Below are 24,840 nucleotides of genomic sequence, written 5' to 3'. Positions count from 1 at the left end.
CCTTAATCCATTTGTAAGTCTCTCTTAATAGCGCGGCAATCGGGTATACTCAGGCGCGCCAGGTTTACACCCTGGCGCGCCCTGCGCTTCGAGTTTTGTGGAGAGTCATTTTGCGTGTCAGCCGTTCCTTAACAATCAAACAGATGGCGATGGTTTCTGCCGTCACCATGCTGTTTGTACTGCTCTTCTGCGTAATTTTGCTGTTTCATTCCGTACAGCAGAATCGCTATAACACGGCTTCGCAGTTAGAAAGTATCGCGCGATCGGTGCGCGGCCCGCTCTCTGCCGCTATCCTGAAAGGGGATATTCCCGAAGCGGAAACCATTTTAAAACGCATTCAGCCTGCCGGCGTCGTTAGCCGCGCCGATGTCGTCTTGCCCAATCAGTTTCAGGCGCTGCGGATGAGCTTTATCCCGGAGCGTCCCGTCCCGATGATGGTGATGCGCCTGTTTGAACTGCCGGTGCAGATTTCGCTGCCCGTTTATTCGCTTGAACGCCCTGCCAATCCGCAGCCGCTGGCCTACCTGGTATTACAGGCGGATTCCTACCGCATGTATAAATTCGTCATGAGCTGGGTGGTTACGTTAGTGACCACTTGCTTACTTATGACGCTTATTCTCAGCGTGGCGCTTACCTGGTGCATTAACCGGCTGATTGTTCATCCGCTGCGCCGTATCGCCCGCGAGCTGAATACGCTTGCGCCGCAGGATCAGATGGGGCATCAGCTTGAGCTGCCGCGTCTGCATCATGACGATGAGATAGGCATGCTGGTGCGCAGCTACAACCTCAACCAGCAGCGCATTCAGCGCCAGCAGGATGAGTTAAACAGCAGCGCCACGCGCTTCCCGGTGTCGGAGCTTCCCAATAAAGCCTTCCTGATGGCGATGCTGGAGCAGACCGTTGCCCGTCAGCAAACCACGGCGCTGATGGTTATCGCCTGTGAAACCCTGCAGGACACGGCTGGCGTGCTCAGGGAGAGCCAGCGCGAAATGCTGCTGCTGACCCTGGTGGAGAAAGTGAAGTCTGTCCTTGCCCCGCGCATGGTGCTGACCCAGGTCAGCGGTTACGACCTGGTGGTGATTGCCAACGGCGTAAAAGAACCCTGGCATGCGATCACTTTAGGTCAGCAAGTACTCACTGTCATTAATGAGCGGTTGCCCATTCAGGGTATCCAGCTTCGTCCAAGCGCCAGTATCGGTATTGCGATGTACTATGGCGATTTAACGGCAGAGCAGCTTTATCATCGCGCGTTCTCGGCGGCGTTCACCGCCCGGCGCAAAGGCAAAAATCAGATCCAGTTCTTCGCGCCGGAAGAGATGGAAAAGGCGCAGCAGCGCCTGACGGAAGAGAGCGACATTCTGACCGCGCTGGATAACCGCCAGTTTGCCCTCTGGCTACAGCCGCAGGTGAATTTGCTGACGGGAGAAGTGAAAAGCGCCGAGGCACTGCTGCGCGTGCAGCAGCCGGATGGTTCATGGGAGCTGCCGGAAGGGCTGATTGAGCGCATTGAATCCTGCGGCCTGATGGTTACCGTCGGCTACTGGGTGCTGGAGGAGTCCTGCCGTCAGCTTGCCGCCTGGCAGGAGCGCGGCGTGACGCTGCCGCTGTCGGTCAATTTATCTGCCCTGCAGCTTATGCACCCAACCATGGTTTCAGAGATGCTGGAGCTGATCCATCGTTACCGAATCAAGCCTGATACGTTAACTCTGGAAGTGACGGAGAGCCGACGCATCGACGACCCTAATCAGGCGGTCGCGATCCTGAAACCGCTGCGTAATGCCGGCATTCGCATTGCGCTGGACGATTTTGGCATGGGATACGCCGGGCTGCGTCAGCTTCAGCACATGAAAACCCTTCCGGTGGATGTGCTCAAAATTGACAAAGCGTTTGTCGACGGTCTGCCGGGCGACAGCAGCATGGTGCAGGCGATTATCCAGATGGCGCGCAGCCTCAACCTGCATCTTATTGCCGAGGGGATTGAAACCGAAGCGCAACGCGCCTGGCTGGCAGAGGCGGGCGTGGAGAGCGGACAAGGCTTCCTTTTTGCCCCTGCTGTTCCTTCGGATGTCTTTGAAGAACGATACCTTTCTGGTGCTGACAATAACGCAAAAGTGTAATTTTGTTGCTGGCTTGTGCGAGCCAGCTCAAAGTTCTTAACATTTGTGTTTCAAATTTGAACTGAGTTTATTTCTGTCCTGTTATGTGGGTGTTATTTTAAAGCCGCAGGTTAACCATAACCTTACAAAGCCTGTGGTTTTTCTTCCCAAGGACACCTTATGAAAACCTCACTCTTCAAAAGTCTTTATTTCCAGGTCCTGACAGCCATCGCCATCGGTATTCTGCTGGGTCACTATTACCCTGAGCTGGGCGCGCAAATGAAACCGCTTGGCGACGCGTTCGTTAAGCTCATCAAAATGGTCATCGCTCCGGTGATCTTCTGTACCGTCGTGACGGGCATCGCTGGCATGGAAAGCATGAAGGCGGTCGGTCGTACCGGTGCAGTGGCGCTTCTCTATTTTGAAGTGGTCAGTACCCTTGCGCTGATTATCGGTCTGATCATCGTCAACGTGGTGCAGCCGGGCGCGGGGATGAACGTAGACCCGTCAACGCTGGATGCCAAAGCGGTCGCGGTGTATGCCGAGCAGGCGAAGGATCAGGGCGTGGTGGCCTTCCTGCTGGACGTGATACCGGGCAGCGTCATTGGCGCGTTCGCCAGCGGAAACATCCTGCAGGTTCTGCTGTTCGCCGTGATGTTTGGCTTTGCTCTGCACCGTCTGGGCAGCAAAGGCCAGCTTATCTTTAATGTGATCGAAAGCTTCTCCCAGGTGATTTTCGGCATCATCAATATGATCATGCGCCTGGCGCCGATCGGTGCTTTCGGCGCGATGGCCTTCACCATCGGTAAATATGGCGTCGGTACGCTGGTGCAGCTGGGTCAGCTGATTATCTGCTTCTATATCACCTGTATCCTTTTCGTGGTCGTGGTGCTGGGCTCCATCGCCCGCGCGACGGGTTTCAACATCTTCAAATTTATCCGTTACATCCGCGAAGAGCTGCTGATCGTTCTGGGGACCTCCTCTTCAGAATCCGCGCTGCCGCGTATGCTCGACAAGATGGAAAAGCTGGGGTGCCGTAAATCGGTGGTCGGGCTGGTGATCCCGACGGGCTACTCCTTCAACCTTGACGGCACCTCGATATACCTGACGATGGCGGCCGTGTTTATCGCTCAGGCGACCAACAGCCATATGGATATTTTCCATCAGATTACCCTGCTGGTGGTGCTCCTGCTCTCCTCTAAAGGCGCGGCAGGCGTGACGGGCAGTGGCTTTATCGTGCTGGCTGCTACCATTTCCGCTGTGGGCCACCTGCCGGTGGCGGGTCTGGCGTTGATTCTCGGTATCGACCGCTTCATGTCAGAGGCGCGTGCGTTAACCAACCTGGTGGGTAACGGCGTGGCAACGGTGGTGGTGGCGAAATGGGTGAAAGAGCTGGATCACAAAAAGCTCGACGATACTCTGAATAACCGTTCAACTGACAGCAAAAATCCTGGCTTAACCTCTTAATCTTGTCACAAATGCCCGTATTCCCTTGTCGGGATGCGGGCTCCTGCGCATAATAACTGTTCGTACCTGTCATAATTCGACAAGATTTTTTTTGGGTATATTTCACTTCTGACCGTGACGTTTTGCCGAACGCGCGGTCTAATCGACGTGTTTTCATCGTCATCTTTAAGAGTGAAGCGCGTCGCGAAACACTCTTTTTTAACCAGGAATGTTGATCAGGGGTTCACATGCAGGGCACAAAAATTCGACTCTTAACCGGCGGTTTGCTGATGATGGCAGCAGCCAGTTATGTGCAGGCAGATGCGCTCCAGCCAGACCCGGCCTGGCAACAAGGGACATTAGCGAACGGTTTTCAGTGGCAGGTTTTAGCCACTCCGCAACGTCCCAGTGACCGTGTAGAAATCCGTCTGTCCATTAATACCGGTTCCCTCGCGGAAAGCACTCAGCAAACCGGTTTTAGCCATTTTATTCCCCGGCTGGCGCTCACGCAGAGCGGCAGCCTGCAAGCGGTTCAGGTGCGTTCGCTTTGGCAGCAGGCCATCGATCCGAAACGCCCGCTCCCTCCGGCTGTGGTCTCGTATGACTACACCATGTTTAACCTGAGCCTGCCTAATAACCGTAACGACCTCCTTAAAGAAGCGCTTACGTATCTCTCCGATGCCTCTGGCAATCTGGCGATTACGCCGGACACCGTCAACTATGCGCTGAGCAACAGCGACATGGTGGCGACCTGGCCCGGGGATACCAAAGAGGGCTGGTGGCGTTACCGCCTGAAGGGCTCGACGCTGCTGGGACATGACCCGGCCGAACCGCTGAAACAGCCGGTGGACGCCGAACAGGTAAAATCGTTCTACCAGAAGTGGTATACCCCGGACGCGATGACGCTGATCGTGGTGGGTAACGTGGACAGCCGCGCGGTGGTGGAGCAGATCAACAAAGCGTTTGGTGATTTGAAAGGCAAGCGTGAAACGCCAGCCCCTGTCCCGACGCTCTCTCCGCTGCGTCCAGAGCCTGTCAGCATTATGACGGACGCCGTGCGTCAGGATCGCCTCTCCGTCATGTGGGATAACGCCTGGCAGCCAATCCGCGAGTCCGCGGCGATGCTGCGCTACTGGCGTGCCGATCTGGCGCGTGAAGCGCTGTTCTGGCACGTTCAGCAGACGCTGAGCAAGAACAACGTGAAGAATATCGGTCTTGGCTTTGACTGCCGCGTGCTGTTCCAGCGTGCGCAGTGTGCCATCAACGTTGAGTCGCCGGGCGATAAGCTGAATGCCAATCTGGGCGTGGTCGCGAAAGAGCTGGCAAAAGTGCGTAAAGAGGGGCTTTCCGAAGAGGAATTCAACGCTCTCGTGGCGCAGAAAAAACTTGAGCTGCAGAAGCTGTTTGCGACCTACGCTCGCGCCGATACCGACATTCTGATCAGCCAGCGTATTCGCTCCCTGCAGAATCAGGTGGTGGACATTGCGCCGGAACAGTACCAGAAACTGCGTCAGGACTTCCTGAACGGTCTGACCGTCGAGATGCTCAATCAGGACCTCCGTCAGCAGCTGTCGCAGGAGATGGCGTTGATCCTCCTGCAACCGAAGGGCGAGCCGGAATATGACATGAAGGAACTTCAGAAGACCTGGGATTCCATTATGGCTACCGCGCCGCAGCCAGCGCAGGCCGCCACGGCGGATGATTTACATCCGGACGCGACGGATATTCCGCAGGGGCAGTAATGCTTAAACATTCCCTCTCCCTGTGGGAGAGGGTTAGGGTGAGGGCATCAGCCCGCACCCTCCTTAAATAGGCATCGCCTCACGCGGAATAATCGCCCCGCGATACTGAATCACCGTGCTGGCCGTCAGGTGACCACGCTGTGCCGCCGCTTCCGGCGTTCCACCCGTCAGACGTACCGCCAGATAGCCCGCGCTGAATGAATCACCGGCCGCCGTGGTATCAATCACTTTCTCTTTGGCAAGCTTCACCGCCGGAACATTAACCAGCGCTTCGCCCACCACCGCGACCAGGCACGAATCCGCCCCGCGCTTAATCACCACTTCGCTCACGCCAGCCGCCTGCGTGCGTGCAATCACGTCCTCTACCGGTTTCTCACCCCACAGAGCGTCTTCATCGTCGAGTGTCAGGAAGGCGATGTCGGTGCACTGCAGCATCTGCTGATAGACCTGCTGCGTCTCTTCGCGGCTGGCCCACAGGCGCGGGCGGTAGTTGTTATCGAAAATAACCTTACCGCCGTTTGCACGGCATTCGCGCAGCAGCGAGAGCAGCTTTTCACGGCTGGTAGGGCTCAGGATCGCCAGGCTAATCCCGCTCAGATAGAGGTAGTCAAAGGTCGCCAGCTCTTCGCAGATGGCCGCGGCCGCGTCGCTCTCCAGCCAGAATTTGGCCGCGGCTTCGTTACGCCAGTAATAAAACGTGCGTTCGCCGGTGCTGTCGGTTTCGATGTAATAAAGCCCCGGGAGGCGGTTCTCCATACGTTGAATCAGCGACGTTTCGACATGTTCACTCTGCCAGGCCTCCAGCATTTGCTGGCTGAAGCTGTCCGTACCCAGGGCGGTCACGTAGTTCACGGTGAGCGCCTCAGGCGCGACCTGACGGGCAATATAAACGGACGTGTTTAACGTATCGCCACCAAATCCGCGGCTGACTTCCGCGCCTTTTTGTGATAGCTCAATCATGCATTCGCCAATCACGGCAATTTTTTTGGACATAGTCGTGAACCTGAACAGAAGAATTATCAGCAGTGTGCGCTGAGTGAATTAACCGGTCAACTATATTAAAACAACGTTCCATTATTTTATTTGAGCCAGCGCGTGTTCCCGCGCATTTCTGTCATCTTAATTTCATTTTCCCGGTGAATTGAACATAAAGTTCTCAATTGTCGCGCCGATAATCCTGTGACGAGTCCAGAAAGGCTATCCCAACAACAGGACATCTGAAATGAAGTCAGAGCAGGTTATCCAGCGGCTGAGCACTACGCCTGAGGCAAGTATTGAGAACTTGCAGGAGCATCGCTACTGGCTGCAATGTGAGCGTGCGTACACCTATCAGCCGATCTACCGAACAGATGGTCGACTGATGGCAATTGAAATTTTGACCGTCGTTACGCATCCCTCAAACCCTACTCAGCGCATCGCGCCGGATCGCTATTTTGCCGAAGTTGCCGTTCGCCAGCGTCTGGACGTGCTGGAAGAACAGCTTCGTATGCTGGCGACGAAGCAGTCCTTTTTCGAACGGCACGATATCCTCGCCTCGGTGAACGTCGATGGTCCAACCCTGCTGGCGCTGCGCCAGAACGCAAAATTGCAGGAGCTGATCGCCACCCTGCCGTGGATGCGCTTTGAGCTGGTGGAGCATGTCCGTCTGCCGCAGGACTCCTCGTTTGCGTCGATATGCGAATACGGCCCGCTGTGGCTGGATGACTTTGGCACCGGCATGGCGAACTTCTCCGCCCTGAGTGAAGTACGCTACGACTACATCAAAGTGGCCCGCGACCTGTTCATTATGCTGCGTCAGACCCCGGAAGGGCGGAATCTGTTTACGCTGTTATTACAGCTGATGAACCGCTATTGCCAGGGCGTGATTGTTGAAGGTGTGGAAACACTGGAAGAGTGGCGCGATGTGCAAAACTCTCCCGCAGCGGCGGCGCAAGGCTATTATCTCTCCCGCCCGGTACCCATGGATCGCCTCGATAGCGTGATAACGACCCTCTGATAAGCCCGCTTCCCTTTGTCTGGACTATAGTTTTACAGGACAGGTCATCAGGAAAGGGGATAAAAATGACGAGAACAACCAGGGTAATCTCCTGGACAGCAGGGATTTTCTTGTTGTTGATCGTGGTCGTCGCCATCATTATTGCGACGTTTGACTGGAACCGTCTCAAGCCGACCATCAACCAGAAAGTCTCAACCGAACTGAACCGCCCCTTCGCCATACGCGGCGATTTAGGGGTGGTATGGGAGCGTCAGAAAGAGGAGCCCGGCTGGCGCAGCTGGATCCCCTGGCCTCACGTCCATGCCGACGACATCATTCTCGGCAACCCGCCGGATATTCCGGACGTCACCATGATCCACCTGCCGCGCATTGAAGCCACGCTGGCTCCGCTGGCGCTCCTCACCAAAACGGTCTATCTGCCGTGGATCAAACTTCAGCAGCCCGATGCGCGCCTGATCCGACTTTCAGAAAAAAACAACAACTGGACGTTTAACCTTGCCAGCGACAGCGAAAAAGATCCAAATGCCCGGCCTTCCTCCTGGTCGTTCCGTCTCGACAATATTCTTTTCGATCGCGGGCGGATCGCCATCGACGATAAGGTCAGCAAGGCGGACGTGGAGATCCTCGTCGATCCGCTGGGCAAACCGCTGCCGTTTAGCGAGGTCACGGGCACGAAAGCAAAAGGCGACGCGGCAAGCGTGGGTGACTATGTCTTCGGCCTGACGGCAAAAGGGCGCTACAACGATCGGCCTCTCAGCGGTAAAGGGAAAATAGGCGGCATGCTGGCGCTGCGGAGCGAAGGCACGCCGTTCCCGGTGCAGGCGGACTTCCGTTCCGGTAACACCCGCGTGGCGTTCGTGGGCACGGTCAACGACCCGATGAATATGGGGGGCGTCGACCTTCAGCTCAAATTTGCCGGCGATTCGCTGGGCGAGCTGTATGAACTGACCGGCGTACTGCTGCCGGATACCCCGCCGTTCGAAACGGACGGGCATCTGGTCGCCAAAATCGATACCGAAAAATCGTCCGTTTTTGACTACCGGGACTTCAACGGCCGTATCGGCGACAGCGACATCCACGGCACGCTGACCTACACCACCGGAAAACCGCGCCCGAAACTGGAAGGGGATGTTGAGTCCCGTCAGCTGCGTCTGGCCGATCTTGGTCCGCTGATTGGTGTGGACTCGGGTAAAGGGACCAGGTCGAAAGAGGTCAAAAAGGATGTTCAGCCTGCCGGCAAAGTGCTGCCATACGATCGCTTCGAAACCGACAAATGGGACGTGATGGATGCGGATGTGCGCTTCAAAGGCGGAAAAATTGAACATGGCAGTACGCTGCCGATCAGCAATCTTTCGACCCATATCCTCCTCAAAAACGCCGACCTGCGCCTGCAGCCGCTGAAGTTCGGCATGGCGGGCGGGACGATTTCTTCGAACATTCATCTGGAAGGCGATAAGAAGCCGATGCAGGGACGGGCGGAGATCCAGGCGCGTCGATTGAAGCTTAAAGAGCTGATGCCGAACGTAGAGCTGATGCAGAAAACCCTCGGTGAAATGAACGGTGATGCCGACATTCGCGGCGTGGGGAACTCGGTGGCGGCGCTGCTGGGCAGCGGCAATGGTAACCTGAAGCTGCTGATGAACGACGGGCTGGTGAGCCGCAACCTGATGGAGATCCTGGGGCTGAACGTCGGTAACTACGTCATCGGGCAAATTTTTGGTGATGACGAGGTGCGGGTGAACTGCGCGGCGGCAAATCTGGATCTGGTTAACGGCGTGGCGCGTCCGCAGATATTTGCCTTCGACACGGAAAACGCGGTGATTAACGTGACCGGGACCGCCAGCATGGCCTCGGAGCAGCTTGATTTGACGATTGACCCGGAAAGTAAGGGGATCCGCATCATCACTCTGCGCTCGCCGCTTTACGTGCGCGGGACCTTCAAAAACCCGCAGGCGGGCGTGAAGCCCGGACCGCTGATTGCGCGCGGTGCGGTGGCTGCGGCTCTGGCGACCCTGGTCACCCCGGCCGCAGCGCTGCTGGCGTTGATTTCGCCGTCAGAAGGCGAGGCCAATCAGTGCCGGACTATTTTGTCGCAGATGAAGAAGTAGCTCTCTTTCTCCCTCTCCCTATGGGAGAGGGCCGGGATGAGGGCATCAGGCTGCAGTGAATTACAGAGCCTGGTGCTTCGTCTCGTGCGTCAGCAGCAGCGCAATCAGCGTCAGCGCCGCCATGGCCGCCAGATAGACCCCCACATAGAACAGACCATAGTTCGCCTGCAGCCAGGTGGCGATATACGGCGCAACGGACGCGCCCAGAATAGAGGCAACGTTGTAGGAGAACGACGCGCCGGTATAACGCACTTCCGTCGGGAACAGCTCAGGCAGCAGCGCGCCCATCGGGCCGAAGGTCAGCCCCATCAGGCTCAGGCCAATCAGCAGATAGGTCATCACCAGCGCCGGGCTACCTGAACCCAGCAGCGGTGGGAAGACGAACAGCGCGAACAGAATAATCAGCGTGGTGATCGTAATCATGCTCGCACGACGACCGAATTTGTCCGCCAGCAGGCCCGCAATCGGTACCATCACGCCAAACCCGATCACCGCCATCATCAGCATCCATAGCACTTCGTTACGCGGCAGGCCCAGGCCAACCGGCACGGCGGCGGTACTGAACGTCATGGAGTAGACGGTCATGATGTAGAACAGCGTATAGGTTGCCAGCATGATGAACGTACCCAGCACGGTCACGCGGACGTGTTTGGTCAGCAGCGTACCCAGCGGCACTTTCACCTGCTTGTTCGCCGCGGCCACTTTCGCAAAAACAGGAGTCTCATGCAGCGAAACACGCACATACAGGCCAATCAGCACCAGCACGGCTGAGAAGATAAACGGGAGACGCCAGCCCCAGCTCATGAACTGTTCATCCGTCAGCAGCCAGGAGAGCAGCAGGAACGTCCCGTTGGCAAAGAAGAAGCCAATCGGCGCGCCCAGCTGCGGGAATGAACCGTACAGCGCGCGCTTGCGCGCCGGGGCGTTCTCGGTGGCCAGCAGCGCCGCGCCGCCCCATTCACCGCCCAGCCCCAGACCCTGACCGAAACGCGCCAGCGCCAGCAGGACCGGCGCCAGAATGCCGATGGTTTCATAGGTCGGCAGCAGACCGATGGCCACGGTAGAGATGCCCATCGTCAGCAGCGAGGCCACCAGGGTGACTTTGCGGCCAATGCGATCGCCAAAGTGTCCAAACAGCGCAGAGCCAATCGGACGCGCAACAAACGCGATGGCAAAGGTCGCCAGAGACTGCAGCGTGGCCGCCGTCGGATCGCCCTGCGGGAAGAAAATATGCGGGAAGACGATGACCGCGGCGGTGGCATAAATATAAAAGTCGAAGAACTCAATGGCGGTGCCAATCAGCGAGGCGACGACAACTTTATTGCGCGAGTTTACCGGAACGTTTTCCGTTCCTGAGTCGAGTGTGGTGGCTGTTGCTTGCATAATATTTTCTTATTTTTGTCGAACGAAAGGCCATATTACGCACAGCAAAAGCGACATTTCAATCTGTAACAAAGCCGCGCACTGGTGATAAAAGCAACAAAAAGCGGATAATTTTCAGGCCAGCGAAAACACGTCTATGAAATGCTTCACAGATTTTAAATATCAGTCAATTAAACTGGTTTTCAGTTAAATAAAAGTTACGAACTGGATTTATATGCTGAAATGATGAATCGGGCTGAAATTTCAGCCCGAGAGCGGGGCTAGCGGTGCGTTTTACCGGGCATTCGCGTGTCGCCTTTGTACTCGGCGGTGGCAATCCATGCCGCGCAGAACAGGGTCAGGCGCGCGAAAAAGTAGAAGAAGGCCATCAGTCCCAGCACCGAGCCAAACGCCGCGCCGGAAGGAGATTTCACCAGCGACGGCAGCGTGTAGGTCATCACGATTTTGATCACCTCAAAGCCGATCGCCGCAATCAACGTGCCGCGGATCAGCGCCTTCTTGCGCGGACGATGGCGGGGCAAGCGCCAGAAGATCCAGAAGAACAGCAGGTAGTTGGCGAAGATGGAAATGGCCAGCCCAATGCCGCGCCAGGCGGGCTTGAGCCATTCGATGTAATCAAGATACAGCGCGGAGATGATCATCTGCTGCGCCGAGCCCGCCACGGAGGTAATGGAAAGCGTCACGATGAGCGCGACGAGCAGGCCAATCAGCGAAACAAAATCGCGGAGATACTTCACCCAGATTTTCTCCTGGTCCTGCGGCTTACGCTCCCAGACGTCGCGCGACTGGGCGCGGATGGCCTCGCGCAGGTTGCCCATCCAGTTAACGCCGGAGTAAAGGGCAATCAGCAAACCGACGATGCCGACGGTGGTACGCTGCTGAACGGCGGTATTGATGGTGCTCTTGAGCGTGCTGGCAAGGGTTGGGTCACTGACGTTATTCAGGATCTTACTGAAGATATCCTGCAGCAGCGTCGGGTGCGACGCGAGCACAAAACCGGCTGCCGCAAACGACACCATCAGGATGGGAATCATCGACAGAAAGGAAAAATAGGTGATGGCGGCACCAAACTGGTTCCCCATGCGGTCATTAAACCGTTCTGTGGCGCGTATCAGGTGCGCAATCATGGGAAGCTGCTGGATCTTTTCTGCCATGCTGGTAACCGTACCCAGCGCTTTGCTGGCTGTTCCCGGCGTTGCGGGCGCTTCAGGCTCGGTTTCCATCTTTTTGATGGGGTCATACTCTAAATGTTGAGTCGGTCGTTGCGGATTGTTTTCCGGCGTCACGCGCATTTTCCTTTTCGTTGAGCTGGATGTGTTTTTGAATTATAGCTTGCGGCTAGTCCACGTAAGCTTTTGTGAGTTCGGTAAGCCACTCCATGAACAGATGGACCCGGCGGGAGAGGTTGCGGCGGTGAGGGTAAATCAGGGAGACAGGCATCGCTTCGGCCCGGTATTGCGGGAGGATCTCAATCAGTTTCTTCGCGCGCAGTAAATCGCGCACCCCAACCCGCGGAACCTGAATAATGCCCAGCCCGGCGAGACAGGCAGCCTGGTAAGTTTCCGTGCTGTTAACGGTTAACACCCCGCCCGTTTTTATCCACTGCGTCGTACTGCCATTATAAAACTCAAAGCCCTGCGGGCGGGTTCCCAGCATTGCGGCGTAGTGGATCACGGCGTGCGAGCCTAAATCGTCCAGGGTTTCCGGGTAGCCAAATCGCGCCAGATAATCCGGGCTGGCGCAGTTAATCACCGACAGCTTGCCCAGCGGACGGGCAATCAGCCCTGAATCCTTCAATGTGCCGACGCGCACCACGCAATCAAACCCTTCGCGGATCACATCCACCAGACGATCGCTGCTGCTGAGCTCGAGTTCAATGCCCGGATAGTGCTGCAGAAAAGCAGGCAGTTTGGGGATGACTAAATTTCGAGCAACGCCGACGGGCATATCCACGCGGAGCCGACCGCTGATGCTGGAGGGATCGTGCTGAAACATACCGTCGAGTTCATCAAGGTTTGCCAGCAGATCTTTTGCCCGTTCGTAATAGACCATGCCGTCCTGCGTCAGGCTGACGCGGCGCGTGGTGCGGTGCAATAGCTGGGTGCCAAGCCGGTTTTCCAGGGCCTGAATTTGCCGCGAGACGCTGCCTTTCGGCAGGGTTAATGTTTCGGCCGCGCGGGAAAAACTTTCCAGTTCCGCGACGCGGACGAACAACTGCATTGCGTGAATTTTATCCATAGAGGAAGTTCATTGTTGTTTCTGCTGAAACAGTGAAGCGTTTTAACCCATCTTTATTGATTTTCTATCACCTAATAAGCTCTTTCTCAATCTCCTTAACAGCCAAAACGAGGTTTATGATGAGTGAACGTATCGCATTAGTGACGGGTGGTAGCCGTGGTCTGGGTAAAAACGCTGCGTTAAAGCTGGCGGCAGACGGAACGGGAATTGTCCTGACATACAACCGTAGCCAGCAGGAAGCGCTGGATGTTGTGCATGAAATTCAGCAAAAAGGCGTCAACGCAGCGGCATTACAGCTCAACGTCGGGGATATCACGAGTTTTGAACATTTTGCCCGACAGCTTCAGGAAACCCTCAAGACCGTCTGGCAGCGCGAAACCTTTGACTATTTATTGAACAATGCCGGAACGGGTTTATATGCGCCCTATGCCGACACGACGGAAGCCCAGTTTGATGAAGCGCTGAACATTCATTTCAAAGGACCTTTCTTCCTGACCCAGCGCCTGCTGCCGCTGCTTAACGACGGGGGACGTATCCTCAACGTCTCCAGCGGGCTGGCCCGTTTTACCCAGCCGGGCTCTGGGACCTACGCGGCCATGAAGGGAGCGATGGAAGTGCTGACGCGTTATCAGGCGAAAGAGCTGGGCGCGCGCGGAATTTCCGTCAATATCATTGCGCCGGGCGCGATTGAAACCGACTTTGGCGGCGGACGCGTGCGCGACAACGCGGAGCTGAATCAGCTGCTGGCGTCGCAGACGGCGCTGGGACGGGTGGGGCTGCCGGACGATATTGGCGATGCCATTGCGGCACTGCTCAGCGATAAATTGGGCTGGATGAATGCGCAACGTATTGAAGTATCAGGTGGTATGTTCCTGTGATGCACGGGCTTAAGGGGAAGGAACCTCTTAAGGAAACCCTTAATATGGATGTGTCTGCATACTGACAGTGATAAAGAACGCAGGCAGCCATAGCCGATAACCCCTTTTCATCACGATATTTCTCCAGAGAAAGACCCTGATGTTTATTTATTAACGCAATGGCGGCAGAAAATATTTTCAGCGAATGACGTTTGATATTCGTTTCCTCTTAATAGCGACACTGAAGAGGAAACGACGTCCGGGAAATATCTGCTAAAAAGCGGTTGGTCAGGAATTATTATTCAGGTATTCCTGCTGTAATAAACCAAATAGCCAGTCATTTTGCCAGCGCCCCGCAAGGTAATAGCTCTCGCGTAATTCACCTTCCAGACGAAAGCGGGCTTTTTCCAGCAGGCGTCTTGACGCAACATTTCCCGCGGTGACGGTGGCGGTGAGTCGCCGTATACCGCCCTGATCAAAAGCGTAATCGCAAAGCGCTTTCAGGGATTCAAAGCCGTAACCTTTCCCCTGCGCCTCGGGTGCGAAAAGGAAGCCCACTTCGGCGCAGTCTTCCTCCCGATGAATATACCCGGTAACGCCCAGCGGGGCCTGTGAGGCGATGTCACGCACGACGAGACAAAGCCAGTGCGCGCTGCCCGGTGCCCATGGGGCCAGGCGCGAATCAAACGCCTCGCGGATCGCCGCGACGGGGCGGTCTTCCGCCACAAAGCGCATCACGTCCGGGTGCTGCTGTAGCGCCAGAAAAAAGGGCCAGTCTTGTTCCTGCAGGGGCGAACAGGTCAGGCGAGAGGTAATTAAAACCGGCATTCAGATTCTCCTGAAACATTTTAAATCATTTTAGTGTTGTCACTTTATTTCAACAGAAAGTCAGGTATGGTTAACCGCGTATAAATAAAAAGAATAAAGGGCGTTTCGTGCCCATTCCGGATGTCTTCGTTGTCGCTTAAGGAAAACAATGACTCTCAGCACATCACATCATATTCGCGAACAGTTTGAACACTGTCTGGCGGTCATTCGCCATGCGTCGGTGGAAATTTTACTCCTTCTGAATGTACATGCTTCTGAGGGAAAAGATCCACGCTGGTTTCTGGAACAACTCGACAGCGCGCGATTAGCTCTGGGCGGCTGGGGAGCCGTTGCGAAAAAACTCAACCTCAATGATGCCGAGATGTCGGAATTTACGCTCCAGCTGCGCCTGCTGCAGCAGCGCGTTCCGCAGTATGAAAGCGGACAGGATGTGAGTGAAAACCAGCTTATTGCGGCGATGCGGTTTGTGACCGCGCTGGAACATCTTCGCCTGCAGCAGCCGCTGTTGACCTACAGCACCGACCTGGCACCGGGAAGCGAACTCCAGCAGCAGCAGGCGCACAAGCAGGTGCGCGCGATTGAGCTGATGATTAAAGGGCTCATCCAGCAGGCCTGGCCCGATCAGGTGCGGCTGAACAACCATCTTAAAACCCTGTTTAACGCTGACCGCGTGCGGCGCTGGCTGAAGCTTGGCGAGATCAATGATGTCCTCAGCGGCATGATGTTCAGTGAACTGGCGCAGATGCTGGTGGATAAAAAAGAGTTCAGCCGCTATTACGCTTCGCTGTTCAGCGACCCGTCCATGCTGACGCTGCTGGTTGAACCGCGCAAAACGCTGCAAACCTTCCTCGATGACATTCGGCAAATCCGCAACAGCATCACCGTTCAGAAAACGCTAAGCTCGGCGCAAATCCAGCTGCTGGATAACTACTACGCGCAGATCGCGCGGCCCGTTCAGCGCGCGTTTGAAGAGGGGAGAACGCGCGTCAATCCGGCCGGATTCATGGCGGTAGATGCCAGCGAATTGCATACCTTCTGGGAAAAGGCGCAGAAAATGGATCGGGTCACCGGTGGGGATCTGTTTGAAGTCCGTGACACTATTGAAAAGCCGACCCAGCGCGCGCCGCGTACCCCTGAACAACGCGAGCAGCTCATTTCCGGTGCGCTATGGGGGGCGGTTGGCGTCATGGTGATTGCTATCGTGGCGGGGGGCTTCTGGCTGGTGACCAGCAGCAAACCGCAGCCTGCAACCGCCAGCGCGGCTGAAGCGGCCCCTCCGCAGGAAATGCGCGAGACGCCTTCTTCGCGCGAAACGCTCACGCGCATGGGGGTCACCTGGGACGAGAATAATTTCCGCTCGGCCATTAACCGCAACGATACCCGAGTGACCCTGCTATTTTTGCAGGGCGGTATGGACTGGAAGCTGTCCTGGACCGAAGAGGCGATGTCGGCAGGCTATGACGATGTGCTGGAGCTGATGTTACGCTACCGCCAGAACATGGTGGAAGAAAAGCCGTGCCGTCGCTTCATCAACACGCTCAGCCACGCCATGTCGAACGGCGAGTCTCTGACCTCGGTTCGTAAAGAGTATCTCAAAGCGTTCTGCACCGTGCCTGCCGTGGTGAAACGCCAGCAGCACGATCTCGACATGGCCACACGCCGCGCGCAGTCGCAGCCGGATGCCACCACGAAAAAATGGCAGTCCATTCAGACTGCCATTTATGAGGTGATTCGCTAAAATTTTTCCCCTCACCCCAGCCCTCTCCCCATAGGGGCGAGGGAGATGAAGAGCGCACCGTGCAGTCCCCTCTCCCCTCTGGGGAGAGGGTTAGGGTGAGGGGTGAGGGCACCTGACCCCACCCCGCTTAAGGCTCCCCATACAACCCAATCAGCCGCCGCACCACGCCGTTCGTCCAGCCGAAACCGTCCTGCAGCGGATACTCACCCCCGCCGCCTTCGCGCGGCGTACTGCTGGCGATGTGGTACTTCTCAATCAGCTTGTGATGCGTCTTATAAAAATGGTTCACCGTATGCAGCCAGCTCCAGGCGATCTCATCGCCCAGCGAGTCGTTGCCGTACTGCTTGAACCCCTGAATCGCCATCCACTGCAGCGGCGCCCAGCCGTTGGGTTTATCCCACTGCTCGCCGGTTTCGTACTCGGTCGCCAGAATTCCGCCCGGCGTCAGCAGACGCGCCTTGACCGCATCCGACAAACGTTCTGCCTGCTCGTGCGTTGCCATTCCAACATACAGCGGCACAATGCTGGCGGCAGAAAACAGCGCCAGCTCTTCGCGTCGCCAGTCGTAATCGCGGTAGCAGCCGCTCTCCTCATCCCACAGATAGCGGTTCACCGCCGCGCGGCGATCGTTGGCTTTCTGGCGGAACGCCTCTGCCGTCTCTTTATCCCCTTTCGACGCGGAGATGTTGGCGATAGCGCTTTCCAGCTTGAACAGGAAGGCGTTCAGATCGATGGGGATAAACTGCGTCGTGCGGATGCTGGCGAGCCGCGACGGATCGCGCAGCCAGCGGGACGAGTAATCCCAGCCGGACGCCGCCCCCGCGCGCAGGTCGCGATATACCTCATTGGGCGGACGACCCGAGTGGCGGGCGGTTTCAACGTCCTCGATCCACGATTCGTCGCGCGGGGTATCACGGTCGTCCCAGTAGCGGTTGAGCAGTGAACCGTCCGGCATACGCACGGCGCTGCGGTAAGCCTGGTTAAGCAGCAGCGACTCCGCGCCGTCCATCCAGAAGGCGTACTCCATTTTGAGGTGATCCAGATAGCGTTTCGCACCGCGCACGCCGTCCTCCTCGAACAGCTCCACCATCAGGGCAAAGACCGGCGGCTGCGAGCGGCTGAGATAATAGGTGCGATTGCCGTTGGGGATATGCCCGTAGCGTTCAATCAGCCAGGCGAAGTTGTCCGCCATACACTTCAGCAGATCGTTACGGCCGCTCTCCGCCAGCCCCAGCATGGAGAAATAGGAATCCCAGTAGTAGGTCTCGCTGAATCGCCCGCCGGGGACGATATAGGCCTGCGGCAGGGCCAGCAGGGAAGACCAGGGAATATGATCCTGCGGCTCGCGCGTTAGCACCGGCCACAGGTTATCAATGTGCTCTTTCAGGGAGAGTCCCGGGTCGGAGACATATTCTGTGCCGTACGTTTCTGGCATCCAGAAGTGGTTCTCCACAAACTGGCGCAGGTCGAAATCCCGGTGGCGTCTGACCTTGCGGTAGCGGATCAGGATATCCAGCGGATCCATCTTCGGCGCGCAGTCGGGGAAGGTTTTACTGTCCGCAAACAGCCGCGTCGACTGCACATGCTCGAACAGTTCAAGATAGCGGTCTGCGGGCGTCAACGCATCGGAGGCGGGTAGCCCCTCGATCATTTCGGGTTCCGGCTCCGCCTCAATCATTTCATCCAGTTTCAACTCGCAGGGATCGGTCTCGTAGCGCAGCTCTTCTGCAATCTCGAACTCGATGTTCTCGGTAGCCTGTAGTTTCTGGTTGAACATGGTGATAGGGACCTCCGGTTGTGTGTTCAAAAGACAGGTTTATCCGGGCGTCTTATAAGCGTAGACATTCGCTTCGGTAGATGGGGAGGGATATGTGCGGTAGATCACTATTTTCGGAGCATTCGTTTTGCAACGATTTATGAATGTTAAAAAAAATGCCCCTCCGGAGAGGGGCATCAGGATTAACGCATGGTCACAAACTCTTCCGCGGCCGTCGGGTGGATGGCCACGGTGTTGTCGAAGTCTTTCTTGGTTGCGCCCATCTTCAGCGCCACGGCGAAGCCCTGCAGGATCTCGTCCATACCGAAGCCGATGCCGTGGATGCCGACAATCTTCTCTTCCGGGCCCACGCAGACCAGCTTCATGCGGCACGGCTGACGGTGTGAGGTGACGGCGGTGTACATCGCGGTAAATGCCGATTTATACACTTTCACCTGGTCGTCGCCGTACTGCTCGCGCGCCTGCGGCTCGGTTAAGCCGACGGTGCCGATTGGCGGGTGGCTGAAGACCACGGTTGGGATGTTGCTGTAGTCCAGATGCTCGTCCGGCTTGTTGTTGAACAGGCGCTCGGAGAGACGACGGCCCGCCGCAACGGCGACCGGCGTCAGCTCAACCGCGCCGGTGTTATCGCCGACCGCATAAATGCCCGGTACGCTGGTGTTCTGGAATTTATCGACGACGATATAGCCTTTTTCGTCGGTTTTTACGCCGGTCACGCCCAGGTTGAAATTATCGTTCGCCGGTTCACGGCCAATCGCCCAGATCAGGCAATCGACGGTCTGGCTGCGGCCATCTTCCAGCTCAAGCGTCAGGCTACCGTCCGCGTTTTTCACCACCGCTTTTGGCACGGCGTTGGTGTGCAGGGTTGGGCCTTCGGCGTTCATCACTTCAACCAGCGTATCGACAATCAGCGGGTCAAAGCTGCGCAGCGGCGCGTGTTTACGTACGAACAGGTGCGCTTCTGCGCCCAGGCCGTTAATCACGCCGGCCAGTTCCACCGCAATGTATCCCGCGCCAACAACGGCAACGCGTTTTGGCAGGGCAGGCAGTTCGAAGAAACCGTCGGAGTCGATGCCGTATTCCACGCCCGGGATGTTCGGGTGGCTCGGACGACCACCGGTGGCGATCAGGATGTGATCGGCGGTGATCGTCTCGCCGTTCACTTCGATCGTTTTCGCGTCCACAAAGCGGGCGAAACCGTGGATAACGTCAACGTTATTTTTACCCAGCACGTTGTCGTACGAGGTGTGAATGCGGTCGATGTAGGCGGTACGGCTGGCGATCAGTTTGTCCCAGTCGAAGTGGTTGATGGTGGTGTCAAAGCCGTAGTCCGGGCCGTACATATGGATAGCTTCACGGATCTGCGCCGCATGCCACATCACTTTCTTCGGTACACAGCCCACGTTCACGCAGGTGCCGCCCAGCGCTTTGGCTTCAATCAGCGCGCACTTCTGGCCGTACATGGCCGCACGGTTGATGGAGGCGATGCCGCCGCTGCCGCCGCCGATTGCGATGTAGTCATAATGCTTAGTCATTGCTTTTGTCCTTAATCGTGAATTGCCGCGATTGTATACCTGAAATCAATAGTTTCCACCGATGGCTGCGATTACTCCGGCACGATCCAACTGACGGTGGCGTGGCCTGTACCGGCGGGCACCAGCGTTTTATGCAGCCACGGCAGCACGTTGTTCATCTGCGCTTCGAGCTTCCACGGCGGGTTGATCACAATCATGCCGGAGGCGGTCATGCCGCGCTGATCGCTGTCAGGGCGTACCGCCAGCTCGATCTGCAGGATCTTGCGGATGCCGGTCGCTTCCAGGTCTTTGATCATGCGTTTGATTTGCGCGCGCAGCACCACCGGGTACCACAGGGCATAGGTGCCGGTAGCAAAGCGTTTGTAGCCTTCGTGGATGCCGGTTACCACCGCCTGATAGTCGGTTTTGATTTCGTACGGCGGGTCGATCAGCACCAGCCCGCGACGGGAAACCGGCGGCAGTTTGGCCTTCAGCTGCTGGTAACCGTCGGATTTTTCCACGCGGGCGCGGCTGTCTTTCTGGAATTCAGAACGCAGCAGCGGGAAGTCGCTCGGATGCAGCTCGGTCAACTGGAGGCTGTCCTGCTCGCGCAGCAGCTGGCGTGCAATCAGCGGTGAGCCAGGGTAGTAGCGCAGCTGGCCGTTGCGGTTGAAGTGATTCACTACGCCGATGTAAGGCTCCAGCTCGGCAGGCAGATCGTCCTGCTGCCAGATGCGGGCAATCCCTTCCAGATATTCACCGGTACGCTCGGCATGCTCGCCGCTCAGCTGATAACGGCCCGCGCCCGCGTGCGTGTCCAGATAGAGAAACGGCTTCTCTTTCTCTTTGAGCGATTCGATGATCAGGCTCTGAACGGTGTGTTTAAGGACGTCGGCGTGGTTGCCTGCGTGGAAGCTGTGGCGATAACTGAGCATGGATGAATGTGTTCCAGGTAGTAAACGTAGGCCCGATAAGCGTAACGCCATCGGGCAACAATAGAGCGTATCGCCACAGTATACAGAAAAGTTTCCACCGCCGCGAAAGCGCAACGCCCGGCATTGAAATCCTCTACACTTAACCCCATTCTAGATCTCATATGCACAGCGCCGGATGCGCGCTTCATTCACCTATTTCAACAGGACAGCGTTTATGACCAATCCATTACTGACGCCTTTTTCGTTGCCGCCGTTTTCTAAAATCCTCCCTGAGCATGTTGTTCCAGCCGTTACGCAATCGCTGGACAACTGCCGCGCGGCGGTAGAAAGCGTGGTAGCGCAGGGCGCGCCGTACACCTGGGAAAATCTGTGTCAGCCGCTGGCCGAAGTGGACGACGTGCTGGGGCGTATCTTCTCCCCGGTGAGCCACCTGAACTCGGTAAAAAACAGCCCGGAACTGCGCGAAGCCTACGAGCAGACCCTGCCGCTGCTCTCTGAGTACAGCACCTGGGTCGGGCAGCACGAAGGGCTGTACAAAGCCTACCGCGACCTGCGCGACGGCGACCACTATGCCGAACTGAGCACGGCGCAGAAAAAATCGGTCGATAACGCCCTGCGTGATTTTGAGCTGTCCGGGATTGGCCTGCCAAAAGAGAAGCAGACCCGCTACGGCGAAATTGCCGCGCGTCTGTCCGAGCTGGGCAACCAGTACAGCAACAACGTGCTCGACGCCACCATGGGCTGGACGAAGCTGATTACCGACGAAGCTGAGCTGGCCGGTATGCCGGAAAGCGCGCTGGCGGCGGCAAAAGCCCAGGCCGAAGCGAAAGAGCAGGAAGGCTTCCTGTTGACGCTGGATATCCCGAGCTATCTGCCGGTGATGACCTACTGCGACAACCAGGCCCTGCGCGAAGAGATGTACCGCGCGTACAGCACCCGCGCCTCCGATCAGGGGCCGAATGCCGGTAAGTGGGACAACAGCCCGGTAATGGCGGAAATCCTCGCCCTGCGTCACGAGCTGGCGCAGCTGCTGGGCTTCGAAAACTACGCGGATAAATCCCTCGCCACCAAAATGGCGGAGAATCCGCAGCAGGTGCTCGAATTCCTGACCGATCTGGCGAAACGCGCCCGTCCGCAGGGTGAGAAAGAGCTGGCCCAGCTGCGCGCCTTCGCGAAAGCCGAGTTCGGCGTGGACGAGCTGCAGCCGTGGGATATCGCGTACTACAGCGAAAAACAGAAGCAGCATCTCTACAGCATCAGCGACGAGCAGCTGCGCCCGTACTTCCCGGAAAACAAAGCCGTTAACGGCCTGTTCGAAGTGGTAAAACGCATCTATGGCATCACCGCCAAAGAGCGTACCGATATCGACGTCTGGCACCCGGACGTGCGCTTCTTCGAGCTGTATGACGAGAAAAACGAGCTGCGCGGCAGCTTCTACCTCGATCTCTACGCGCGTGAGAACAAGCGCGGCGGGGCGTGGATGGACGACTGCGTAGGCCAGATGCGTAAAGCCGACGGTTCCCTGCAAAAACCGGTCGCCTACCTGACCTGTAACTTCAACCGTCCGGTAAGCGGCAAACCGGCGCTGTTCACCCACGACGAAGTGATCACCCTTTTCCACGAGTTCGGTCATGGTCTGCACCACATGCTGACCCGTATCGAAACCGCAGGCGTAGCCGGTATCAGCGGCGTGCCGTGGGATGCGGTCGAGCTGCCAAGCCAGTTTATGGAAAACTGGTGCTGGGAGCCGGACGCGCTGGCGTTTATCTCCGGTCACTACGAGACCGGCGAACCGCTGCCGAAAGCGCTGCTGGACAAAATGCTGGCGGCGAAAAACTACCAGGCGGCGATGTTCATTCTGCGCCAGCTGGAGTTCGGCCTGTTCGATTTCCGCCTGCACGCCGAGTTTAGCCCGGAGCAGGGCGCGAAAATCCTTGAGACCCTGGCCGAGATTAAAAAGCAGGTTGCCGTTATTCCAGGGCCAACCTGGGGCCGCTTCCCGCATGCCTTCAGCCATATCTTCGCCGGCGGCTACGCGGCGGGCTACTACAGCTACCTGTGGGCCGACGTGCTGGCCGCGGATGCCTTCTCCCGCTTCGAAGAAGAGGGGATCTTCAACCGCGAAACCGGCCAGTCGTTCCTCGATAACATCCTGACCCGCGGCGGGTCTGAAGAGCCAATGGTGCTGTTCAAACGCTTCCGCGGCCGCGAGCCGCAGCTGGACGCGATGCTTGAGCATTACGGGATCAAAGGCTGATTGTTACGTGAAGATCTGCTTAGTAGATGAAACAGGCGCCGGAGACGGCGCCTTATCTGTTCTGGCGGCCCGCTGGGGGCTGGAGCACGATGAAGAAAACCTGATGGCGCTGGTGATGACGCCGGAACATCTCGAATTACGCAAGCGCGACGAACCGAAGCTCGGCGGGATTTTCGTCGATTTTGTCGGCGGCGCGATGGCGCACCGGCGCAAGTTCGGCGGCGGTCGCGGCGAAGCGGTGGCCAAAGCGGTCGGCATCAAAGGGAGCTACCTCCCGGACGTGGTCGATGCCACGGCGGGGCTGGGGCGCGATGCGTTTGTGCTGGCGTCCGTCGGCTGTCGCGTGCGGATGCTGGAGCGTAACCCGGTGGTCGCTGCGCTGCTCGACGACGGGCTGGCGCGAGGCTATGCGGACCCGGAAATCGGCCCGTGGTTACAGGATCGTTTGCAGCTGATCCACGCCTCCAGCCTGACGGCATTAACGGACATCACCCCGCGCCCGCAGGTGGTCTATCTCGACCCTATGTTCCCACATAAGCAGAAAAGCGCGCTGGTGAAGAAAGAGATGCGGGTGTTTCAGTCGCTGGTGGGACCGGATTTGGATGCCGATGGCCTGCTGGAGCCGGCTCGTCAGCTTGCCACGAAGCGGGTGGTGGTAAAGCGCCCGGACTATGCGCCGCCGCTGGCGGACGTTGCGACCACTAACGCGGTGACCACCAAAGGGCACCGGTTTGATATTTATCCGGGTACGCCGGAATAAAAAAGCCGGGTGGCGGCTTCGCCTTACCCGGCCTGTGTCCTCGATCTATTCCCTCTCCCTTTGGGAGAGGGTTAGGGTGAGGGGAGTTTAACGCACTTACTCGTCTTCTTCGTCACGCAGTGGAACAATCAGCATATCCACGTGAACGGTGTTAATCAGCTGGCGCGCTGAAGACATCAGTTTGCTCCAGAAGTCCTGATGATGACCGCAAACCACCAGGTCCATATCGTATTTCTTAATCGCATCAACCAGCACCTGGCCCAGGTCGCCGCTGCCGCTCAGGGTTTCGGTAATCGGATAACCCGCGTTGGTGGAGAGTTCGCTCAGGGCATGGTGAGTCTCTTCGGAGATGCGTTTCTGCATATCGCCAAGATTCACGTCGATCAGACCGGTGTAGAGGTCGGAGTAATTCACGTCAACGTGAATCAGCGAAACTTTCGCGTTGTAGGGACGTGCCATGGATACCGCTTTATCAACCAGCACTTTGCTCTCCGGAGAGAGGTCAACCGCGATGAGAATGTGTTTGTAAGCCATAGTGTTACTCCTTCCTTAAGTTATCGATGACTAAGTGAGAATGCCGTCGTCTGATACTTTCATTACGGCCCAGTTAAACATATTTTTCAAGCTTTGGTGTTGATAACGATTAACCTTGTGGCAAAAAAATTAACGGATCTCCTACACTGTTAAATGAGCCGTTCGGATATTAAAACGCGAACCGGATCGATTTTGGTCATTCTTTCACTGAACTGTCTGTCAGGGCATTGGGGTGCGGTAGCTCAGGAGCCTTGCTTCGTGGGCGGACGCCGGGGAGGATGTATGATTAGCACCGTCGCATTGTTTTGGGCGTTATGCGTGGTTTGCATAGTGAATATGGCGCGCTACTTCTCATCGTTACGTGCGCTGTTAGTGGTACTTCGTGGTTGCGATCCGTTGCTTTATCAGTATGTGGACGGTGGAGGGTTCTTCACCTCGCATGGACAGCCCAGCAAGCAGATGCGTCTGGTGGGGTACATCTACTACCAGCGCTACCGCGATCATCACGATGAAGAGTTTATTCGTCGCTGCGAGCGCCTGCGTCGTCAGTTCATTTTGACCAGTGCCCTGTGCGGGCTGGTCGTAGTCAGTATGATTGCATTGATGATTTGGCACTGAGCGCCACAACAGG

The 24,840-nt window shown here is 57.0% G+C and carries 19 protein-coding genes and 1 pseudogene; 10 read left to right on the top strand and 10 right to left on the bottom strand.

Annotation, left to right across the window (positions count from 1 at the left end; translation table 11 throughout):
• Window positions 1–110: 110 nt before the first annotated feature.
• The 3 genes from hmsP to NI40_RS21060 all read left to right on the top strand — a co-directional run bounded on the left by hmsP (window position 111) and on the right by NI40_RS21060 (window position 5,284).
• Window positions 111–2,117 carry a biofilm formation regulator HmsP gene (gene hmsP / locus NI40_RS21070; protein WP_039263030.1) on the top strand — a complete coding sequence of 669 codons (2,007 nt, stop codon included), beginning with the start codon at window positions 111–113 and terminating at the stop codon, window positions 2,115–2,117.
• A gap of 159 nt (window positions 2,118–2,276) precedes the next feature.
• A complete protein-coding gene (locus NI40_RS21065) occupies window positions 2,277–3,563 on the top strand; it encodes a dicarboxylate/amino acid:cation symporter (RefSeq protein ID WP_023309587.1) in 1,287 nt (428 codons plus the stop codon).
• 227 nt (window positions 3,564–3,790) lie between these two features.
• Complete coding sequence (locus NI40_RS21060) at window positions 3,791–5,284, top strand: M16 family metallopeptidase (RefSeq protein ID WP_039263031.1); 1,494 nt, start codon at window positions 3,791–3,793, stop codon at window positions 5,282–5,284.
• A gap of 63 nt (window positions 5,285–5,347) precedes the next feature.
• Here the strand turns inward: NI40_RS21060 and NI40_RS21055 are convergent, their stop codons facing one another.
• Complete coding sequence (locus NI40_RS21055) at window positions 5,348–6,277, bottom strand: sugar kinase (RefSeq protein WP_039263032.1); 930 nt, start codon at window positions 6,275–6,277, stop codon at window positions 5,348–5,350.
• A gap of 229 nt (window positions 6,278–6,506) precedes the next feature.
• On the opposite strand from NI40_RS21055, the gene pdeH reads away from it, so the two are divergent.
• Both pdeH and NI40_RS21045 read left to right on the top strand, forming a co-directional pair.
• On the top strand, window positions 6,507–7,280 hold the full coding sequence (gene pdeH, locus NI40_RS21050) for a cyclic-guanylate-specific phosphodiesterase (protein ID WP_039263033.1): 774 nt from the start codon (window positions 6,507–6,509) through the stop codon (window positions 7,278–7,280).
• Window positions 7,281–7,345: 65 nt separating this feature from the next.
• Window positions 7,346–9,388 (top strand): AsmA family protein, encoded by a 2,043-nt coding sequence (locus tag NI40_RS21045; RefSeq protein ID WP_039263034.1) that lies wholly within the window; start codon window positions 7,346–7,348, stop codon window positions 9,386–9,388.
• A 60-nt stretch (window positions 9,389–9,448) separates the two neighbouring features.
• On the opposite strand, the gene NI40_RS21040 is transcribed toward NI40_RS21045, so the two are convergent.
• The 3 genes from NI40_RS21040 to NI40_RS21030 form a co-directional block, all read right to left on the bottom strand.
• The gene (locus NI40_RS21040) at window positions 9,449–10,771 is read right to left on the bottom strand and encodes an MFS transporter (protein ID WP_039263035.1); all 1,323 of its coding nucleotides are present in this window, start codon (window positions 10,769–10,771) and stop codon (window positions 9,449–9,451) included.
• A gap of 260 nt (window positions 10,772–11,031) precedes the next feature.
• Window positions 11,032–12,057 carry an inner membrane protein YhjD gene (gene yhjD / locus NI40_RS21035; RefSeq protein WP_039263097.1) on the bottom strand — a complete coding sequence of 342 codons (1,026 nt, stop codon included), beginning with the start codon at window positions 12,055–12,057 and terminating at the stop codon, window positions 11,032–11,034.
• 52 nt (window positions 12,058–12,109) lie between these two features.
• Window positions 12,110–13,009: a LysR family transcriptional regulator gene (locus tag NI40_RS21030; protein WP_033146867.1), complete on the bottom strand. Its 900-nt coding sequence runs from the start codon at window positions 13,007–13,009 to the stop codon at window positions 12,110–12,112.
• Window positions 13,010–13,128: 119 nt separating this feature from the next.
• Here NI40_RS21030 and NI40_RS21025 point away from each other — a divergent pair, with 119 nt between their 5' ends.
• On the top strand, window positions 13,129–13,887 hold the full coding sequence (locus NI40_RS21025) for an SDR family NAD(P)-dependent oxidoreductase (protein WP_039263036.1): 759 nt from the start codon (window positions 13,129–13,131) through the stop codon (window positions 13,885–13,887).
• A 97-nt stretch (window positions 13,888–13,984) separates the two neighbouring features.
• Here the strand turns inward: NI40_RS21025 and NI40_RS24535 are convergent.
• Together NI40_RS24535 and NI40_RS21020 are read right to left on the bottom strand one after the other, a co-directional pair.
• Window positions 13,985–14,083, bottom strand: a pseudogene (locus NI40_RS24535) (lysozyme); the annotation flags it as partial.
• Window positions 14,084–14,154: 71 nt separating this feature from the next.
• Window positions 14,155–14,694, bottom strand: a complete 540-nt coding sequence (locus NI40_RS21020) for a GNAT family N-acetyltransferase (protein ID WP_039263037.1) — start codon at window positions 14,692–14,694, stop codon at window positions 14,155–14,157.
• Between the two features lie 148 nt (window positions 14,695–14,842).
• Here NI40_RS21020 and NI40_RS21015 point away from each other — a divergent pair, with 148 nt between their 5' ends.
• On the top strand, window positions 14,843–16,432 hold the full coding sequence (locus NI40_RS21015) for an STY4199 family HEPN domain-containing protein (protein ID WP_032662140.1): 1,590 nt from the start codon (window positions 14,843–14,845) through the stop codon (window positions 16,430–16,432).
• A 127-nt stretch (window positions 16,433–16,559) separates the two neighbouring features.
• Here the strand turns inward: NI40_RS21015 and NI40_RS21010 are convergent, their stop codons facing one another.
• The 3 genes from NI40_RS21010 to NI40_RS21000 form a co-directional block, all read right to left on the bottom strand.
• Window positions 16,560–18,209, bottom strand: coding sequence for an alpha,alpha-trehalase (locus NI40_RS21010; protein ID WP_033146864.1), 1,650 nt, complete (start codon window positions 18,207–18,209; stop codon window positions 16,560–16,562).
• Between the two features lie 182 nt (window positions 18,210–18,391).
• Complete coding sequence (gorA, locus tag NI40_RS21005; protein ID WP_039263038.1) at window positions 18,392–19,744, bottom strand: glutathione-disulfide reductase; 1,353 nt, start codon at window positions 19,742–19,744, stop codon at window positions 18,392–18,394.
• Between the two features lie 71 nt (window positions 19,745–19,815).
• Window positions 19,816–20,658 carry a 23S rRNA (adenine(2030)-N(6))-methyltransferase RlmJ gene (locus NI40_RS21000; RefSeq protein WP_023333753.1) on the bottom strand — a complete coding sequence of 281 codons (843 nt, stop codon included), beginning with the start codon at window positions 20,656–20,658 and terminating at the stop codon, window positions 19,816–19,818.
• Between the two features lie 214 nt (window positions 20,659–20,872).
• On the opposite strand from NI40_RS21000, the gene prlC reads away from it, so the two are divergent.
• On the top strand, window positions 20,873–22,915 hold the full coding sequence (gene prlC, locus NI40_RS20995) for an oligopeptidase A (protein WP_039263039.1): 2,043 nt from the start codon (window positions 20,873–20,875) through the stop codon (window positions 22,913–22,915).
• Between the two features lie 7 nt (window positions 22,916–22,922).
• Window positions 22,923–23,675: a 16S rRNA (guanine(1516)-N(2))-methyltransferase RsmJ gene (rsmJ, locus tag NI40_RS20990; protein WP_033146861.1), complete on the top strand. Its 753-nt coding sequence runs from the start codon at window positions 22,923–22,925 to the stop codon at window positions 23,673–23,675.
• Between the two features lie 96 nt (window positions 23,676–23,771).
• Here the strand turns inward: rsmJ and uspA are convergent, their stop codons facing one another.
• On the bottom strand, window positions 23,772–24,209 hold the full coding sequence (uspA, locus tag NI40_RS20985; RefSeq protein ID WP_003861223.1) for a universal stress protein UspA: 438 nt from the start codon (window positions 24,207–24,209) through the stop codon (window positions 23,772–23,774).
• Window positions 24,210–24,491: 282 nt separating this feature from the next.
• On the opposite strand from uspA, the gene uspB reads away from it, so the two are divergent.
• Entirely contained in the window at window positions 24,492–24,827 is a 336-nt protein-coding gene (gene uspB / locus NI40_RS20980) for a universal stress protein UspB (RefSeq protein WP_003861224.1), read from the top strand.
• The last annotated feature ends 13 nt before the right edge of the window (window positions 24,828–24,840 follow it).

The organism is Enterobacter sp. E20 (genome assembly GCF_000801755.2).
In the GTDB taxonomy this organism is placed as follows: Bacteria; Pseudomonadota; Gammaproteobacteria; order Enterobacterales; family Enterobacteriaceae; genus Enterobacter; species Enterobacter asburiae_B.
Note: the sequence above shows the minus strand (reverse complement) of the source record. Positions and strands in the feature narration are given on the sequence as shown.

What these genes read in the sequence shown, in the direction of transcription:
- NI40_RS21065 (WP_023309587.1), top strand. Translation starts at nt 2,277, where the DNA reads ATGAAAACCTCACTCTTCAAAAGTCTTTATTTCCAGGTCCTGACAGCC.
- NI40_RS21060 (WP_039263031.1), top strand. Translation starts at nt 3,791, where the DNA reads ATGCAGGGCACAAAAATTCGACTCTTAACCGGCGGTTTGCTGATGATG.
- NI40_RS21055 (WP_039263032.1), bottom strand. Translation starts at nt 6,277, where the DNA reads ATGTCCAAAAAAATTGCCGTGATTGGCGAATGCATGATTGAGCTATCA.
- pdeH (WP_039263033.1), top strand. Translation starts at nt 6,507, where the DNA reads ATGAAGTCAGAGCAGGTTATCCAGCGGCTGAGCACTACGCCTGAGGCA.
- NI40_RS21045 (WP_039263034.1), top strand. Translation starts at nt 7,346, where the DNA reads ATGACGAGAACAACCAGGGTAATCTCCTGGACAGCAGGGATTTTCTTG.
- NI40_RS21040 (WP_039263035.1), bottom strand. Translation starts at nt 10,771, where the DNA reads ATGCAAGCAACAGCCACCACACTCGACTCAGGAACGGAAAACGTTCCG.
- NI40_RS21030 (WP_033146867.1), bottom strand. Translation starts at nt 13,009, where the DNA reads ATGGATAAAATTCACGCAATGCAGTTGTTCGTCCGCGTCGCGGAACTG.
- NI40_RS21025 (WP_039263036.1), top strand. Translation starts at nt 13,129, where the DNA reads ATGAGTGAACGTATCGCATTAGTGACGGGTGGTAGCCGTGGTCTGGGT.
- NI40_RS21020 (WP_039263037.1), bottom strand. Translation starts at nt 14,694, where the DNA reads ATGCCGGTTTTAATTACCTCTCGCCTGACCTGTTCGCCCCTGCAGGAA.
- NI40_RS21015 (WP_032662140.1), top strand. Translation starts at nt 14,843, where the DNA reads ATGACTCTCAGCACATCACATCATATTCGCGAACAGTTTGAACACTGT.
- NI40_RS21010 (WP_033146864.1), bottom strand. Translation starts at nt 18,209, where the DNA reads ATGTTCAACCAGAAACTACAGGCTACCGAGAACATCGAGTTCGAGATT.
- gorA (WP_039263038.1), bottom strand. Translation starts at nt 19,744, where the DNA reads ATGACTAAGCATTATGACTACATCGCAATCGGCGGCGGCAGCGGCGGC.
- NI40_RS21000 (WP_023333753.1), bottom strand. Translation starts at nt 20,658, where the DNA reads ATGCTCAGTTATCGCCACAGCTTCCACGCAGGCAACCACGCCGACGTC.
- prlC (WP_039263039.1), top strand. Translation starts at nt 20,873, where the DNA reads ATGACCAATCCATTACTGACGCCTTTTTCGTTGCCGCCGTTTTCTAAA.
- uspA (WP_003861223.1), bottom strand. Translation starts at nt 24,209, where the DNA reads ATGGCTTACAAACACATTCTCATCGCGGTTGACCTCTCTCCGGAGAGC.
- uspB (WP_003861224.1), top strand. Translation starts at nt 24,492, where the DNA reads ATGATTAGCACCGTCGCATTGTTTTGGGCGTTATGCGTGGTTTGCATA.